Genomic DNA, 14,913 nt, shown 5'->3' with positions numbered 1-14,913 from the left:
GTGAAACGGAAGAACAAAGGCAGGTGGGGGCAAGCCTGGCTGCAGGCTGTGCAGGCGACCGCCGTCAGCAAGTGGCTTTTAGGTGGGCTCATCACCGCGGCCATCCTGGCCATCCTACTCATCGGTGCCTTACCTGCCGGTGTCCAGATCGAAGTGGGCGAAGTTGCCAAGCGGGACATTGTAGCTCCCATCACCGCCATCAACTCCGGCGAAACGGAACGGCTGAAGGAAGAAGCGGCGCGGCAGGCGCTGCGGGAAGCGGCCGATGACCCCAGTTTCTACCAGATCAACCCCGCGGTGGTCCTGGGGGTTGAGGAGGATGTCACCGGGGTGCTCAACCTCCTGCGGCAGGGCATTGCCCCTGAAGATGCGGGAGATGCTGAACAGCCTGAACAACTGAATATTTCAGAGATTGACCGCCGCTTGATCCGGGATTGGCAGATCGAGATTCCCCAGCGGAATCTGGAAGCGGTCGTTTCTTTATCTTTGGCGGAGTTTGATCGCTTTGCCCAGATCACCGCCGAGTTGGTCCTGGCAGCCATGGAGGAGCGGATCAGCGAAGATGGCCTGAGGGATGCCAGGGATGCCTTTGAGGAGAGCGTTAAGCGCAGCGGTCTGAGGGATGATCTGGAGCAGGCTGCCGTGGTTCTGGGCAGGCAGCTCATCCGGCCCAACCTGGTGCTGGATACGGAAAGGGTGCAGGAAGCGGTAGCCCAGGCTGAACAGGCGGTGCAGCCCGTGCAGATCATCCAGGGCGAAATCATCATCCGTAAAGGTGATGTGGTGAGGCCTGAGCACATCAGCCTCATGCGGGATGTGGGGCTTTTGAAGACGGGGCGCGACTACGGCGCCGCGGCAGGCCGTACCCTTCTGGTTTTGGCCGTGGTGGCCCTCATGGGGGTGTACCTGCGCCAGAACCGCCTGCAGGTATTGGAAAACCCGGCCCACATGGGCCTCGTGGGCTCTGTGGTGGTGACGGTACTGCTCCTGGGCCGCCTCTTCAGCATGCTGGCCTGGCCGGAAGCGGTGTACCTCAATCCCTCGGCTTTGGTGGGCCTGCTGCTCACGCTGCTTTTGGATCCCAAAGTTGCCACCATGGCCACGGTGGTCACCGCTGTTCTGCTGGGTGTAATTAGTGACTTCAGCTGGGCAGTGGGCATCCTGGCCCTTGTGGGTGGACTTACCGCGGTTTTGAGCGTGTCCAAGGTGAGCCAGCGGGGCGATCTGATGCGCGCCGGCTCGATCGTGGGTGGTGTGAACGTCTTGCTCATGGTGGCCCTGGGGCTGGTGGGCAAGGACAGTGGACTTCTGATCCACAGCTACCTGGGCCTGCTCAGCGGTGTGCTGGCTTCCATTGTGGCCATCGGAGTCTTGCCCTACCTGGAGAGCGCCTTTAAGATCACTTCGCCCATTCGGCTTTTGGAGCTGTCCAATCCCAACCATCCCCTGCTGCGCAGGTTGATGCTGGAGGCGCCCGGCACTTACCATCACAGCATCCTCGTGGGTAATCTGGCCGAGGCGGCGGCGGAGGCGGTGGGCGCCGATGGTCTGCTGGCCCGGGTCGGCTCCCACTACCACGATATCGGTAAACTGAAGCGCCCCTATTTCTTCGTGGAAAACCAGGTGGGCAAAGACAATCCCCACGACAAGATGGCGCCTTCACTGTCCACCCTAATTGTCACCTCCCACGTCAAGGACGGTTTGGAGCTGGCCAGCGAGTACAAGCTGCCCGATGTGGTCACCCAGTTCATCGCCCAGCACCACGGTACGGATCTGGTGCGCTTCTTCTATCACCGGGCCACCGAGGCCAGCGAGGACAGTTCGGTGGAAGAAAAGGACTTCCGCTATCCCGGTCCCAAACCCCAGGGTAAGGAAGTGGCCATCGTGTCTCTAGCCGATGCGGTGGAGGCGGCGGTGCGTTCCCTTACCAAACCTACCCCGGGGAAGATTGAAGGGTTGGTGCGCAAGATTATTAAGGATCGCTTGAACTCAGGGCAGCTGGACGAAAGTGACCTTACGTTCCAGGACATGGACAGGATCGCCAACGCCTTTGTGAAGGTCATCATGGGCATGTTCCATACCCGTGTGGAGTATCCGGAGAAGATCACTAAAGAAGAGATAGAGGGGAAGAAGGGCAAAAATGGAAGTCCTCTTCAATAACGAACTGCCCCAGCAAGATACCACTTCCTTTGAAGAACTGATCAAAGGGGGATTCGCCCTGGCGGCGCGCCTTAAGGGCCTGGCGGAACCGGTGGAAGTGAGCGTTTCCTTTGTGGACGACGACACCATCGCCTCCCTCAACGGCCATTACCGGGGCATTTTTGCCCCCACCGATGTGCTGTCCTTTCCCCAGGAGGGGGATGAGGACTTTGTGTTCTTGGAGGGCCTCCCCCGTATGCTGGGCGATATTGTCATCTCCCTGGAACGGGCCAGGGCCCAGGCGGAAGAGTACGGTCATTCTCTGGCCCGCGAAGTGGCTTTCTTGGCCATTCACGGGTTTTTTCACCTTTTGGGCCACGACCACCAAACCGACGAGGAGCAGCGGGAAATGCGGGCTTGGGAAGAGAGGGTCTTGAGGGAGCTGGGCTTGGGGAGAGATTAGGCGTGAAAAGGCGGAGCATCTTCATGAGCTTCAGCGACGCGCTCCGGGGCATTGTCCATGTGGTGCGTTCGGAGCGGAACATGCGCATCCACCTGCTCTTGGGCCTTTTGGTGGTGATCTTCGCTGCGGCCCTGGGAGTTGGCCGCCTAGAGCTGGTGGGGCTGATGCTCACCATCGGACTGGTGCTGGTGGCCGAGCTGTTCAACACGGTCGTGGAAGAAGTGGTGGACCTGATTACCCCGGATTACCACCCCCTCGCGGGCACCATCAAAAACATCGCCGCCGGAGCCGTGCTGGTGGCGGCCTGCACCGCGGCTGCCGTGGGTTATCTGGTGTTCATCGACTACCTGCTGCGCTTGGACGAGCTGCTCTGGCGGAGTCAGCTTCCCCTGGAGTACCTGGTGGTCCTGATCCTAGGCGCGGTGATCTTCACCGTTTTGGGCTGGCAGGCCAGTGCGCGCCGGAGGGGCCGGCCTTCTCTGCACACCGCGGTGGCTTTCGCCCTGGCGGTGATCATCGGGGAAGTGAGCAGAGGTCTGCCGGTTGTGGCCGGTTTTGCCCTGGCCCTCTTGGTGGGCCAGAGCAGGCTCGAAGGCAAGATGCACAACCTTTGGGAAGTTACCGCCGGTGCCCTTTTAGGGAGCGGCCTGGCCTTGATCTTTTTGCGTCTATTCTACTAAGGAGAGGTGTGCACAATGACGGACAAGGAACTGATGGAACTGGCTGTTCAGGCACGGGAACGGGCGTATGTACCCTATTCGCAGTTCAAGGTGGGGGCGGCCCTCCTGGATGCCCAGGGGCGCATCTATCTTGGCTGCAATATCGAAAACGCCGCCTTCAGCCCCACGAACTGTGCGGAGCGCACCGCCATCTTTAAGGCTGTCTCGGAAGGGGTTAGGGAGTTCAAGGCCCTGGCGGTGGTGGCCGATACGGAGGAACCCGTTACCCCCTGCGGGGTGTGCCGGCAGGTGATGGCGGAGTTCTTTGACCCTCAGATGCCCATCTATCTGGGTAATCTCCGGGGCGATGTGCTGAAGACAAGCCTGGCGGAGCTGCTGCCGGCCTCGTTCACTTCAAAGGATTTGGAGTCGGGGGGCAGCCATGACTGAACGTTTCAAGTCTGGCTTCGTGGCCGTGGTGGGCCGCCCGAACGTGGGCAAATCCACCCTCATGAACGCGCTTTTGGGGCAGAAGGTGGCCATTGTCTCGGACAAACCGCAGACCACCCGCAACACCATCAGGGGCGTTTTGACCCTGGAGCATGCCCAGATTGTCTTTTTGGACACTCCTGGACTGCACAAACCCCTGCACAAGCTGGGGGAGTACATGGTGAAAAGCGCCTTTCAGGCCCTGGAAGACGTGGATTTGGTTCTCTGGCTGGTGGAAGCGGGGCGCTGGACGGCAGCGGACGACCATATCCTAGGCGAACTAGCCGCGGTGAGACAACCCATCATCTTGGTTGCCAACAAAGCTGATCAGGTCTCCCCTGGAGAGCAGGAGGCCTTTCTGCGCGTGGCGGGGCAGAAGCGGGACTTTGCCGCGGCCCTAGCGGTGTCCGCACTGCAGGGCACCAACCTGGGTGAGCTGATTGAGCTCATCGTCGAACGGCTGGCGGAAGGGCCTAAATACTATCCAGATGACTGGCTCTCGGATCAGCCGGAGCGCTTCATTGTGGCGGAATTCATCCGGGAAGAGCTCTTTCTCCGCACCGAGCAGGAGGTTCCCCACTCCATAGCGGTGGATGTGGAGGAGATCAAAGAGGATCCGGAGAAAAACCTGATGAGGATTCGGGCAACCATCTATGTGGAGCGGGAAAGCCAGAAGGGCATCGTGATCGGTCGCGGCGGCAGAATGCTGAAAGAAGTGGGCACAAGCGCCAGGCTGCAGATGGAACGCCTCCTGGGCACCCAGGTCCACCTGGAGCTTTGGGTGAAGGTGAAAAAAGACTGGCGCAACAAGCCGGGGGCCCTGCGGGAGTTGGGTTACGAGTAGAACCCTCATACCTAGTTGCCCGTTAGCGAAAATTGTCAAGGGAGGTACAGCCATGACCACGACGCACGCCCACAAACCAGATGAACGAAGCCAACTGACAGAATTGGTCGCCAGGGCCCAGGCAGGCGATATGTACGCCCGCGAGCAGATTCTGCAAGATTACCGCCCGTTTTACCTCCGGGTGGCTTCCAACTGCTGCCGCAAGTACCTGGTGCTGGGCCGCGATGATGAGGCATCCATAGCCATGATCGCCTTTAACGAGGCCATTGATTCCTTCGACAGCACCGGGGGAGCGTCCTTTCTCAGCTTTGCAGAGATAGTGGTCAAACGGCGCATGGTTGATTACTTCCGGCGGCAGAGTAAGAAGTCCGAGGAGATCCCCATCTCCGCCTTTGAAAGCGACGACAACGAAGATGGCATCCTGCAGAAGATCGAATCCAAAGAAGCCCACACCGTACTGCAGATCCAGGAAGAAACGGAACAGCGGCGGGAGGAGATCTTCCGCCTAGACCAGCTGCTCAGCCACTACGGCATTCGCTTTTCGGAATTGGTTAAAATATCGCCGAAGCATCAAGACGCCCGGGAACGGGCCCTCCAGGTGGCCAGGACGCTGATCAGCGATCCAGAGCTTTTGGCCTATTTGACCCGGAAGAAATCCCTGCCCCTCAAGGAGCTGGAGGCCCGGGTCAAGGTGAGCCGCAAAACCCTGGAGAGGCAGAGGAAGTACATAATTACCCTGGCCTTGATTCTGATTGGCGACTTCTACCATCTGCAGGAATATCTGAATCGACCGGAGTGAAAAGGAGGTGGACCGAAGGTGAGACATAGAGGGATTGTTGTGGAGATCGCTCCGAAAAATAAAGTGATTATCATGACTCCCAGCGGAGAGTTTCTCAAGGTCCCTTTGCGCAAGCATGTTCAAGTGGGGCAGGAAATCCGCTATACTCCCCGCAGAGAACGTCTCAGCGTCTGGCAGCTGGCGGCCGCCGCGGTGTTGTTTCTGGCCTTGGTGGGCAGCTGGCCCATGATCAGCGAACGCCTCGTGCCGCCGCAGCCGGCTGTGCCCGCCTTCACCATCACTCTTGATGTGGATTCCAGTGTTGAGCTGCTGGTCAGCGCCGACCGCAAAGTTGTGGGTGTGGAAGGGCTGAACCGCAGCGGCAGGGACTTGGTGATGGATCTGGATGTGGTGGGAGCTGACTTAACCGCCGCGCTTAAGACCATTGCCGCCAGGACCGGCGGCCGGGAAGCGGTTGTGACCGTGGCCGCCCTGGAGGGCAGCGCCGCAGCCATCACCGAAAAGGGTGAAGGGATGTACACAGAGCTGGAGCGGGAGGTACTGGCTGCCCTGCGGGGAGCGCAGCTGGCTCAGGTGCGCATTTGGGAAGTGCCCCGTTCCTTCCAGACCGAAGCCAAACTGGCGGGCATCGCGCCCGGCAGGTATCTGGCCATCCAGAGGCCTAATGCGCCTGTTGTGCCTCTGCGCATCGAGACCAGATTGACCATGACCGACCCGCCGGAAGTGGAAGAAACGGTAAGCCAGCTCGCGGAGGCCACCGTGGCTCAACGGGTGATGGAGCCCCTCAAGCCGGCCCTGACCCCCACCAGGTGGACCAGGCAGGCCGCGGAGACGCTGCCCAGCAGCATCTACAACGTGAGCTTTCCCATTGCAGCAGTCAAAGGAGAATACTAGACTAACCGATGAGAGTAGAGGATTTTGACTTTAACCTGCCTCCGGAACTCATTGCCCAAAAGCCCTTGGAGGTACGGGATGCCTCCCGGCTTTTGGTGGTGCACAGAGATACCGGAGAGCTTGTCGATAGGCAGTTTGCTGATCTTGTGGACTATCTGCGTCCCTGGGATGTGCTGGTAATCAACGACTCCAGGGTTCTCCCCGCCAGGCTTTGGGGGAAGAACAAACGGCGGTCCGGGCCGGTGGAAATCCTGCTTTTGCGCCCCTACGGCGAAGGCAGATGGGAAGTTTTGGTTAGGCCCGGGAAAAAGGCCCGCGTGGGCGCGGAAATCGAGTTCTCGCCCAGCTTAAGCTGTGAGGTTTTGGAGAACACCCCCAGTGGGGGGCGTCTGGTCCAGTTCAAGTATGCAGGGGATTTTGACTCGATCCTGGAGGAGCTGGGGGAAACCCCGCTGCCCCCCTACATCCACGAGAAACTGGCCGACCCCGAGCGGTATCAGACGGTCTATGCCAAGCATTCCGGTTCGGTGGCGGCTCCCACCGCTGGTCTGCATTTCACCCCTGAGCTGCTGGCGCAAGTTGAGCAGCTGGGTGTGGCGGTGGTGCCCCTCACGCTCCATGTGGGGCTGGGGACCTTCCGGCCTGTGCAGGCGGCGCAGATTGAGGAGCACGTGATGCACGAGGAGTTCTTTGAACTGAGCGCGCAGAGCGTCGCCGTGATCAACGACCGCAGGCGGGCGGGCGGCCGGGTGATTGCCGTGGGCACAACTTCCGTACGGGTGCTGGAAACCCTGGCCGATGAAGGGGGCAAGGTGCACGCTGGTTCCGGTTGGACTGATATCTTTATCTACCCCGGATATCGGTTTAAGGTGGTAGATGCCCTGATTACCAATTTCCATCTGCCCAAATCCACCCTGCTCATGCTGGTCTGCGCCTTCGCAGACCGGGAAACTATTTTCCGTGCCTATAACCATGCCATTGCCCAGCGCTACCGCTTTTTTAGTTTTGGGGACAGCATGCTGCTTTTGTGAAGGGAGTAATTTTGTGGCAGTACGCTTTACAGTAACGCATGAATGTAAGGGGAGCAGGGCGCGCCTTGGGCGTCTGGAAACGCCCCACGGCGTGGTGGAAACGCCGGTCTTTATGCCCGTGGGTACCCAGGCCACGGTGAAGACCATGACCCCCCATGAGCTGGAAGAACTGGATGTGGAGATCATCCTCAGCAATACCTATCATCTCTACCTGCGCCCAGGCAGCGATGTGGTGGCCCAGGCTGGGGGGCTGCACGAGTTCATGGGCTGGCGGCGCCCCATCCTCACCGACAGCGGTGGTTTTCAGGTGTTCAGTTTGAGCCCGCTGCGCACCATTTCCGAGGAAGGGGTGGAGTTCCGCAGCCACCTGGATGGCTCCAAGCATTTCATCAGCCCGGAAAAATCCATGGAAATCCAGATGGAACTGGGAGCCGATATCATCATGGCCTTTGATGAATGCGCGCCCTACCCCGCGGATCGCAGCTATGTACGGGAATCCAAGGATCTCACCACCAGGTGGGCCAAGCGCTGTCAAGCGGCCCACACCAGAAAGGATCAGGCCCTCTTCGGCATCATCCAGGGCGGCACCTACAAGGATCTGCGCAGGGAAAGCGCGCTGGAGCTTCTGGAACTGGACTTTCCAGGTTACGGTATCGGTGGCCTGAGCGTTGGCGAGCCCAAGGAGCTTATGTACGAGGTCCTGGATGATCTGGTTCCCATCCTGCCCCGGGAAAAGCCCCGCTACCTGATGGGGGTCGGTTCCCCGGACTGCCTGGTGGAGGGGGTGCTCAGGGGCGTGGATATGTTTGACTGCGTCTGGCCGACCCGCCTGGCCCGGCACGGGATGGTGATCACCCGCCGGGGTAATCTGCCCATCCGCAATCTGCCCTACGCCAGGGATTTTACGCCCATTGAGGAAGGCTGCCAGTGTTATACCTGCCGGAACTTCTCCCGGGCTTATATCCGCCACCTGATCAAGGCCAATGAGGTTTTGGGTATCAGGCTCACCACCATCCACAACCTCCATTTCCTCACCCGCCTGATGCAGGAGATCCGGGCCGCCATCGCGGAGGACAGCCTCCCCGAGTTTGCCAGGGAATTCCTCAGCGGCTTTGGGGGAGAAAAATAGAGGAACCTGGCAGTGGAAGTAGAAATCTAGTGAGGTACTTTGCTTTAGTGGGAGGTGAACCGCATGTTTCTGCAGACCGACGTTCCTCCAGCGCAAGGAGGCTTGGTGGGTTTGCTGCTGCCCCTGGTGCTGCTGGGCGTGATGTTTTATTTCATGATCTGGCGCCCCCAGCAGAAGCAGCAAAAAGAGCGCAAGGCCATGCTTGATTCTCTGAAAAAGGGAGACAAGGTTGTGACCATTGGTGGGATCCATGGCGAGCTCACAGCGCTTAAGGAAGACTACGTAACTTTAAAAGTGGCTGATAAAGTGGAGATTAAGCTTTCCCGCAGTGGGATAAGTCACGTACTCAAGTAAGGAGAACCACCCCTGAGGTGGTTTTCTTCTCAATACTGCTAGAAAGGGGATCGCCGTGCGCAAGACGTTGACTTTTGGTGCACTCATTCTCATCTTTTTCCTCTCGGTGCAGGTGGTTCAGGCCGGCACCTTCTACCTGCACGATCATCCCAGCTATTGGTGGTATGTGGTGGATAGTCCCGCCTTCAGCGTCATCGTGCCCGCCACAGGCCAGAACTACATCGAGCGCTCCATCTTCGGCATGGACAGCCTTTTGATCACCTTCCAGGATGGAACCATCATCATGGAAGTAAACTCCCAACCGGGGACGGATGTGGAGGCGGTCCGCAGCAGCTTGGAGGCCCGCTTTAAGCCCCTGGTCAAGGATGTCACTATCCTGGCTAACCAGGAGATTACCACCTCCAACAACTTGAGATGCCATTTCTACGCTTACGAAGCGACGGGCGCCAACGGCAAGCGGGTGATGCTCCGCTCCGTGATCTTCCAAAGGGGCGGCCATGTGGTCTACCTCACCTATTACCTGGACTCCGCGCTGTTTAAGGATGATATTCGAGAATACTGGATCAGGGCCGTGAACGGCTTTGAGTGGAATTAGGCGGTAGGTATGGAAGTACAGGTGGATGTGGCCAAGGTAGGGAAATACGCTGTGGGGGTGAGCGGCGACTCGGTGGAGGTGGTGGAAAGGCCCGGGGGCGGCATCTCTGTGGTGATCATCGACGGCCAAGGCCACGGCCGGGCCGCCAAGCGCATGAGCCACATGATCGCCAATCAGGCGGCGCGGCTCATTGAAGATGGTGCCAGGGATGGGGCGGTGATGAGGGTGATCAACGATCACCTCTACGCTTTCCGGGACGGCAAGGTTTCCGCCACAGCCACGCTGCTCTCCGCGGATCTGGCCCACGGGTGCCTGGTGGTCTCCCGCAATTCCAACACTCCAGTGCTGGCTGCAGTGGGAGGCCAGGCCCGCAGCCTCGATTCGCCAGTGGAGCCCATCGGCGTCCGCCGCCTGCTCAAACCGTCCCTCACCCACCTACCGCTGGCTGTGGGCACGGTGCTCATGGGCTTTACCGATGGGGTGACCCACGCGGGCAGATATGGACCCAGGCAGTTTTCCCTGGACTGGGTGTGCCATCTCATGGCCGAAGACCTCTCCGCCCGGGAACTGGCCGCGGCGGTGCTGCGCTATGCCCTGGAGCTGGATGGGGGAAAACCCCGGGATGATATGGTGGTGGCGGTGATGAAGGTAACAGGCACAGAAAACAAACTGGGGATCAGGCGCATCTCTGCAACCTATCCCCTGTGAGGTGAGGCCGGTGCAGCAGGACCCTCTAATCCTCATCGTGGGAGTATGTGCTTCAGGCAAGACCACCCTGGGCCAGGGTCTGCGTTCTTTGGGTTATAAGGTCCGCACCTTTGCCCAGGAACACTCAGCGAGCAGGCGTCTATGGCAGCGCCTGGATCCAGATTACTTAATTGTCTTAGAATGCAGCTATGAGACGGTGCGGCGCAGGAAACAGGTCACCTGGGGTGTGAACCGCTACCGGCGGCAGCTCTGGCTGTTGGCCCACGCCAAGGCCCACGCGGATCTTGTTGTGCGCACCGATGGCTTTTCCCCGGAGCAGCTGGTGAGTTTTGTCCACAGGCATCTGGTGGAATTAGGGATGGGGGGACAGGAACATGGCAGTTAAGCTGGCGGATTTGGAACGGCATCCAACCATCAGGGCGTATGTGGAGCAGGCCGATGCCAATTTAGCCGCCATGGGCTTTACCGAGCACGGCTTTCGCCACATTACCCTGGTCTCTTCCATCGCCCGCAACATCCTCCTGCGCTTAGGCCGCAGCGAGCGGGAGGCGGAACTGGCGGCCATTGCAGGCTATGTCCACGATGTGGGCAACTGTGTGGGGCGGGTGAACCACGGCGCTGCAGGGGCTCTCTTGGTGGAGCCGGTCCTGCGGGAGCTGGGTATGCCTCCGAAGGAAATTGCCCTGGTCCTCAGTGCCGTGGGCAACCATGAAGAGGAAGTGGGCGAGCCGGTGAATGCGGTGGCCGCGGCGTTGATTTTGGCGGACAAATCAGATGTGCACCGCACCAGGGTGCGCAATCCCGAGATCTCCACCTTCGATTTCCATGACCGGGTGAACTACGCGGTGAACAGATCCTTCCTGGAGGTGGATGCGGAGCAGAGGCTGATTACTTTGTGCATTACCATCGAAACGGAATACACGCCCATCATGGACTATTTTGAGATCTTCCTCGACCGCATGCTCATGTGCCGCCGGGCCGCCGCCTATTTGGGCTGCCAGTTCAAACTGAAGATCAACGAGGTAGTGCTGCTTTAGCAGTGCTGTGGCCAAGAAAAGCAAAACTGGCGCCGCTACATACAAGCTGGCGCCAGTTTCTGCTATTAGTCCGCGATAAGTTCCCTTTTGGGGACGAAGATGAAGGGGATGTTTCTGTAGAGCTGCTTGAAGTCCAGTCCATAGCCAACCAAGAACTCATTGGGCACTTCGAACCCCACGTAATCGATGGGTATTTCCACGCGGCGGTTGGCAGGCTTGTCGAGCAGAGTGCAGATGCGCAGGGAGGCTGGATTCCTGCTGTGCAGGTTTTTCAGAAGGTAGCTCAGGGTTAGGCCCGTATCAATGATGTCCTCCACAATGAGCACGTGCTTGCCCTCAATGCTCTCCTCCAGGTCTTTGGTGATCCGCACCACACCCGAGGTCTCGGTGGCATCTCCGTAGCTGGAGACGGACATGAAGTCGTAGGTCACGGGCTGGGTGATGTGTTTGGCCAGATCGCAGAGGAACATCAGCCCGCCCTTGAGGATGCACAAAAGAGTAATGGTTTTGCCCGCGTAATCCCTGGATATGGCTGCCCCCAGCTCCCTGACCCGGTTTTGGATTTCTTCTTCGCTGATGATGATCCGATCAACTATGTCCACCGTTCCACCGCCATTCGTTTTCTATTAATGATACTATTATGCTAAAAGACGGTCAAGGGGGGTGGAACCGGGCCGGGGGCAGGAGTTGCCCTGGCCCTGTAGAAGTTACTGGCAGTGGAGGACTGCCTATGGACAAGAGAAAGTGGATTTTACACACGCAGAAGCACCAGCTTGCTCAAGAGCTGGCTGGCGGGTTGAATATTTCGCCGCTGGTGGCCCAAATCCTGATTAATCGCGGGATCACCACGGTGGAAGCTGGGCGGCAGTTTTTGCAGTGTGATCTGGCTGAGCTTCCGGATCCTTTTTTAATGTCAGGAATGGCCGAGGCGGTGGAGCGCATCCGCCGGGCCTTAACCGAGGGTGAACGCATCGTTGTCTACGGCGATTACGACGCGGACGGGCAGACTGCGACAGCCCTTTTGGTGCGGGCCCTGCGCCGGTTGGCTCACGCTCCAGAGAGCATCACTTACTACCTGCCGGATCGCCTTGAAGAAGGCTATGGACTCAACTCCCAGGCGGTGGCGGCCCTGAGCCGGGAAGCAGATCTGCTCATCTCCGTGGACTGTGGGATCGTCTCCCACCGGGAAGTCCAGGAGGCGCAGGGGCGGGGGCTGGATGTGATCGTCACCGATCACCATGAGCCTGGCCCTGGGCTGCCCCCCGCGGTGGCTGTGCTCAACCCCAAAAGGGAAGGCTGTGCCTATCCCTTCAAGGACTTGGCCGGGGTGGGTGTGGCCCTGAAGCTGGTGCAGGGGCTGGGCCTTGCGGCTTGGGAGGAATACCTGGATCTGGCCGCCCTGGGCACCGTGGCGGATCTCGTGCCCCTGCAGGGCGAAAACCGCACCATCGTCAAGCGCGGCCTGGAGCGCATGGAGGGCACAGCCAACCTGGGACTACGGGCGCTGATGGAAGCAGCGCAGGTGAGCAAGCCCACAGCCTACGATCTGGGCTTTCGCCTGGGTCCACGCTTGAATGCCGGGGGACGCCTGGGCGACCCCACCCGGGGTGTGCGCCTGCTCCTCACCGAAGATGAGCAGGAAGCCCAAGGGCTGGCCGCGGAGCTGAGCGAGGAAAATGCCCGGCGGCAGCAGGTGGAGCTGACCATCCTCAAAGAAGCAGTGGAGGTTGTGGAAAAATACGGTTTGCAGCGGCGCCCCGCCGTGGTGGTGTGGGGGGAAAACTGGCACCAGGGAGTGGTGGGTATCGTAGCATCCCGCCTGGTGGAGCTGTACTACAGGCCAACGGTGGTCATCAGCCTGGTGAACGGAGAAGGGGTGGCCTCGGCCCGCAGCATTGCTGGACTGCACCTTTTCGCCGCCCTCAGCGATTGTGCCCACCTGCTCACCAAGTTCGGCGGTCACGCCATGGCGGCGGGTCTCACTCTGCCCCGGGAGAACCTCAGGGAGTTCCAGGGACTGTTTGAAGAGATCTGTGCAGCCAGGCTTAGCCCAGAAGACTACCTCCCCAAACTGTACATTGACGGTCGCACCCAGTTGGGCGAAGTCACAGAGGAACTGGTCAACCAGCTCAGCATGCTGGAGCCCCATGGACTGGGGAACCCCGGCCCGCTGCTCCAGACGGAGGTGGCTGTGCTGCGCACCCAGCGGGTAGGTGCGGAAAACCAGCATTTGAAGCTGTGGGTGCATGATGCCACAGCCAACGAGGTGCCGGCCATCGCCTTTGGCTTTGGGGAGGATGCGGGGGAGCTGGAAAGGCGGGCTGAAGGGATAGCCCTGGCCTTCGTACCCACCATCAACGCATGGCAGGGAACCAGAAGCGTGCAGCTGCAGGTGCGGGCCTGGCAGGAAGCCCCCAGCGCCGACAGCTACGTGCGCCGCTGGCTGGTGGAGAATTATCCCTGGCGGCTCGGCCCCTCCCTTTACCAAAGCGCCGCCCTGCAGGCGGCAGGCAGGGCCGCAGGCCCCATCGCCCCCCACCGCTTGGTGGATCTGCGGGGCACCCACGATAAGCTAAAGGCCCTGCGGCAGAGGCGCACCGGTGCCGAACCTACCTTGATTCTCCTTAACCGGGCCGTCTCCACTTTGGAGGTCTGCCGGCAGCTGCGCATCGGAGTTCCCGGGGGCGGGGGGTTTATCGGCTTTGAGCATGAGTGGCTGTCCCCGGCGGACCGGGCTGAACTGGAGCGCTCTTCCTTCAGCTGGTTGGTTTCCACGGGGCTGGATCTCCCCGGTGGGCGCTGGCCCTCGGTGTGGTTTTGGGAGCCGCCGCTCACCCAGGAAACCCACAGGCTTTGGTCTGCCTTAGTGGCAGAGGGGGGCGAGATCGTGGCGGTGTACGGTCCCCGGGATGTGCGCAGCCTCCAGGCGCACCTGCAGAGGGAGTACCCAGACCGGACGGGCCTGGCCAGGGTTTACCGCCTTCTGCGCACGGCAGAGGGTCATATCTCCCGGCAGAATGCCGCGGACAGGTTGGAGAAGGTGGGGCTTCTGGGTGCGCTGCCCGCGGCCATGGGCATCTTCTCGGAGTTGGGGCTCTGGCGGGTGGAGGGGGAGGCCATCTTCTACTTGCCGGAACCCGAACGCAAGCTAGACTTGGAGCAAGCAGTTTTGTATAATAAGATAACAAAGATACGCGATCAGGCTGCAGTGTACCTTAAGCGTTGTTTGGAAAGGGGATTCTTCCAGGATGGACTTGAAAGAGAAAATTAGGGTGATACCAGATTTTCCGCAGCCTGGTATCAGTTTCAAAGACATTACCACCCTGCTCAGGGATGGGGAGGCGCTCAGGGAAACGGTCAAGCGTTTGGCTGAGCACTTTAAGGGAACCGAGGTTGACATGATCGTTGGCGTGGAATCCCGCGGCTTTATTTTGGGAGCTCCTTTAGCCTATGAGATGGGTTTGGGTTTCACCCTGATCCGCAAACCCGGCAAGCTGCCCGGGCAGGTGCTCTCGGTGGAGTATGATTTGGAGTACGGCACCGACAGCTTGGAGATCCATGCCGATGCCTTTCCACCGGGAACCCGGGTGCTGGTTGTGGATGATCTGCTGGCCACCGGCGGTACCATCGCGGCGGCCATCGAGCTCATCAAGAAACTCAGTGGACAAGTAGTGGGCTTGGCTTTCCTGATTGAGCTCGCCTATCTGAACGGTAGGGAAAGGCTGAGTGAATACGATATCGTCTCGCTTGTGCAGTACCATGAGTAACACTT

Annotated in this window: 17 protein-coding genes; 16 read left to right on the top strand and 1 reads right to left on the bottom strand. The window is 59.7% G+C overall.

Annotated elements, in window-relative coordinates; genetic code table 11:
* From ACE4YL_RS04745 to ACE4YL_RS04680, 14 genes are all read left to right on the top strand, one after another.
* A complete protein-coding gene (locus tag ACE4YL_RS04745) occupies positions 1-2,160 on the top strand; it encodes an HD family phosphohydrolase (RefSeq protein WP_461369308.1) in 2,160 nt (719 codons plus the stop codon).
* Positions 2,141-2,602 (top strand): rRNA maturation RNase YbeY, encoded by a 462-nt coding sequence (gene ybeY / locus ACE4YL_RS04740; protein WP_461358386.1) that lies wholly within the window; start codon positions 2,141-2,143, stop codon positions 2,600-2,602. Before ACE4YL_RS04745 ends, ybeY begins: the two co-directional genes overlap by 20 nt.
* 2 nt (positions 2,603-2,604) lie before the next feature.
* Positions 2,605-3,282, top strand: a complete 678-nt coding sequence (locus ACE4YL_RS04735) for a diacylglycerol kinase (protein ID WP_461360464.1) — start codon at positions 2,605-2,607, stop codon at positions 3,280-3,282.
* A 15-nt stretch (positions 3,283-3,297) separates the two neighbouring features.
* Positions 3,298-3,711, top strand: coding sequence for a cytidine deaminase (locus ACE4YL_RS04730; RefSeq protein ID WP_461358388.1), 414 nt, complete (start codon positions 3,298-3,300; stop codon positions 3,709-3,711).
* The gene (gene era / locus ACE4YL_RS04725; protein WP_461358389.1) at positions 3,704-4,594 is read left to right on the top strand and encodes a GTPase Era; all 891 of its coding nucleotides are present in this window, start codon (positions 3,704-3,706) and stop codon (positions 4,592-4,594) included. Before ACE4YL_RS04730 ends, era begins: the two co-directional genes overlap by 8 nt.
* A gap of 52 nt (positions 4,595-4,646) precedes the next feature.
* Entirely contained in the window at positions 4,647-5,393 is a 747-nt protein-coding gene (gene sigI / locus ACE4YL_RS04720) for an RNA polymerase sigma factor SigI (protein ID WP_461358390.1), read from the top strand.
* Between the two features lie 18 nt (positions 5,394-5,411).
* Positions 5,412-6,287 carry an anti-sigma factor domain-containing protein gene (locus ACE4YL_RS04715; protein ID WP_461358391.1) on the top strand — a complete coding sequence of 292 codons (876 nt, stop codon included), beginning with the start codon at positions 5,412-5,414 and terminating at the stop codon, positions 6,285-6,287.
* An 8-nt stretch (positions 6,288-6,295) separates the two neighbouring features.
* Positions 6,296-7,318, top strand: coding sequence for a tRNA preQ1(34) S-adenosylmethionine ribosyltransferase-isomerase QueA (gene queA / locus ACE4YL_RS04710; protein ID WP_461358392.1), 1,023 nt, complete (start codon positions 6,296-6,298; stop codon positions 7,316-7,318).
* Positions 7,319-7,331: 13 nt separating this feature from the next.
* A complete protein-coding gene (tgt, locus tag ACE4YL_RS04705; RefSeq protein WP_461358393.1) occupies positions 7,332-8,447 on the top strand; it encodes a tRNA guanosine(34) transglycosylase Tgt in 1,116 nt (371 codons plus the stop codon).
* A 63-nt stretch (positions 8,448-8,510) separates the two neighbouring features.
* Positions 8,511-8,801: a preprotein translocase subunit YajC gene (gene yajC, locus ACE4YL_RS04700; RefSeq protein ID WP_461358394.1), complete on the top strand. Its 291-nt coding sequence runs from the start codon at positions 8,511-8,513 to the stop codon at positions 8,799-8,801.
* A gap of 55 nt (positions 8,802-8,856) precedes the next feature.
* Positions 8,857-9,396, top strand: a complete 540-nt coding sequence (locus ACE4YL_RS04695; protein ID WP_461358395.1) for a hypothetical protein — start codon at positions 8,857-8,859, stop codon at positions 9,394-9,396.
* 9 nt (positions 9,397-9,405) lie between these two features.
* On the top strand, positions 9,406-10,104 hold the full coding sequence (locus ACE4YL_RS04690; RefSeq protein WP_461358396.1) for a PP2C family protein-serine/threonine phosphatase: 699 nt from the start codon (positions 9,406-9,408) through the stop codon (positions 10,102-10,104).
* Positions 10,105-10,114: 10 nt separating this feature from the next.
* On the top strand, positions 10,115-10,489 hold the full coding sequence (locus tag ACE4YL_RS04685) for a hypothetical protein (protein WP_461358397.1): 375 nt from the start codon (positions 10,115-10,117) through the stop codon (positions 10,487-10,489).
* On the top strand, positions 10,479-11,141 hold the full coding sequence (locus ACE4YL_RS04680) for an HD domain-containing protein (RefSeq protein WP_461358398.1): 663 nt from the start codon (positions 10,479-10,481) through the stop codon (positions 11,139-11,141). The genes ACE4YL_RS04685 and ACE4YL_RS04680 overlap by 11 nt, the downstream gene beginning before the upstream one ends.
* Before the next feature lie 65 nt (positions 11,142-11,206).
* Here ACE4YL_RS04680 and hpt read toward each other — a convergent pair whose 3' ends face one another.
* On the bottom strand, positions 11,207-11,743 hold the full coding sequence (gene hpt, locus ACE4YL_RS04675; protein WP_461358399.1) for a hypoxanthine phosphoribosyltransferase: 537 nt from the start codon (positions 11,741-11,743) through the stop codon (positions 11,207-11,209).
* A gap of 128 nt (positions 11,744-11,871) precedes the next feature.
* Here hpt and recJ point away from each other — a divergent pair, with 128 nt between their 5' ends.
* Positions 11,872-14,412, top strand: a complete 2,541-nt coding sequence (recJ, locus tag ACE4YL_RS04670; RefSeq protein WP_461358400.1) for a single-stranded-DNA-specific exonuclease RecJ — start codon at positions 11,872-11,874, stop codon at positions 14,410-14,412.
* Entirely contained in the window at positions 14,390-14,908 is a 519-nt protein-coding gene (locus ACE4YL_RS04665; RefSeq protein ID WP_461358401.1) for an adenine phosphoribosyltransferase, read from the top strand. Before recJ ends, ACE4YL_RS04665 begins: the two co-directional genes overlap by 23 nt.
* The last annotated feature ends 5 nt before the right edge of the window (positions 14,909-14,913 follow it).

This window comes from Candidatus Darwinibacter acetoxidans, assembly GCF_041936445.1.
Classification (GTDB): Bacteria; Bacillota; Limnochordia; order Darwinibacteriales; family Darwinibacteriaceae; genus DTU010.
Note: the sequence above shows the minus strand (reverse complement) of the source record. Positions and strands in the feature narration are given on the sequence as shown.

Excerpts from the sequence above, each read along its gene's own strand:
- ybeY (WP_461358386.1), top strand. The coding sequence starts at position 2,141 with ATGGAAGTCCTCTTCAATAACGAACTGCCCCAGCAAGATACCACTTCC.
- ACE4YL_RS04730 (WP_461358388.1), top strand. The coding sequence starts at position 3,298 with ATGACGGACAAGGAACTGATGGAACTGGCTGTTCAGGCACGGGAACGG.
- era (WP_461358389.1), top strand. The coding sequence starts at position 3,704 with ATGACTGAACGTTTCAAGTCTGGCTTCGTGGCCGTGGTGGGCCGCCCG.
- sigI (WP_461358390.1), top strand. The coding sequence starts at position 4,647 with ATGACCACGACGCACGCCCACAAACCAGATGAACGAAGCCAACTGACA.
- queA (WP_461358392.1), top strand. The coding sequence starts at position 6,296 with ATGAGAGTAGAGGATTTTGACTTTAACCTGCCTCCGGAACTCATTGCC.
- yajC (WP_461358394.1), top strand. The coding sequence starts at position 8,511 with ATGTTTCTGCAGACCGACGTTCCTCCAGCGCAAGGAGGCTTGGTGGGT.
- ACE4YL_RS04690 (WP_461358396.1), top strand. The coding sequence starts at position 9,406 with ATGGAAGTACAGGTGGATGTGGCCAAGGTAGGGAAATACGCTGTGGGG.
- ACE4YL_RS04680 (WP_461358398.1), top strand. The coding sequence starts at position 10,479 with ATGGCAGTTAAGCTGGCGGATTTGGAACGGCATCCAACCATCAGGGCG.
- recJ (WP_461358400.1), top strand. The coding sequence starts at position 11,872 with ATGGACAAGAGAAAGTGGATTTTACACACGCAGAAGCACCAGCTTGCT.
- ACE4YL_RS04665 (WP_461358401.1), top strand. The coding sequence starts at position 14,390 with ATGGACTTGAAAGAGAAAATTAGGGTGATACCAGATTTTCCGCAGCCT.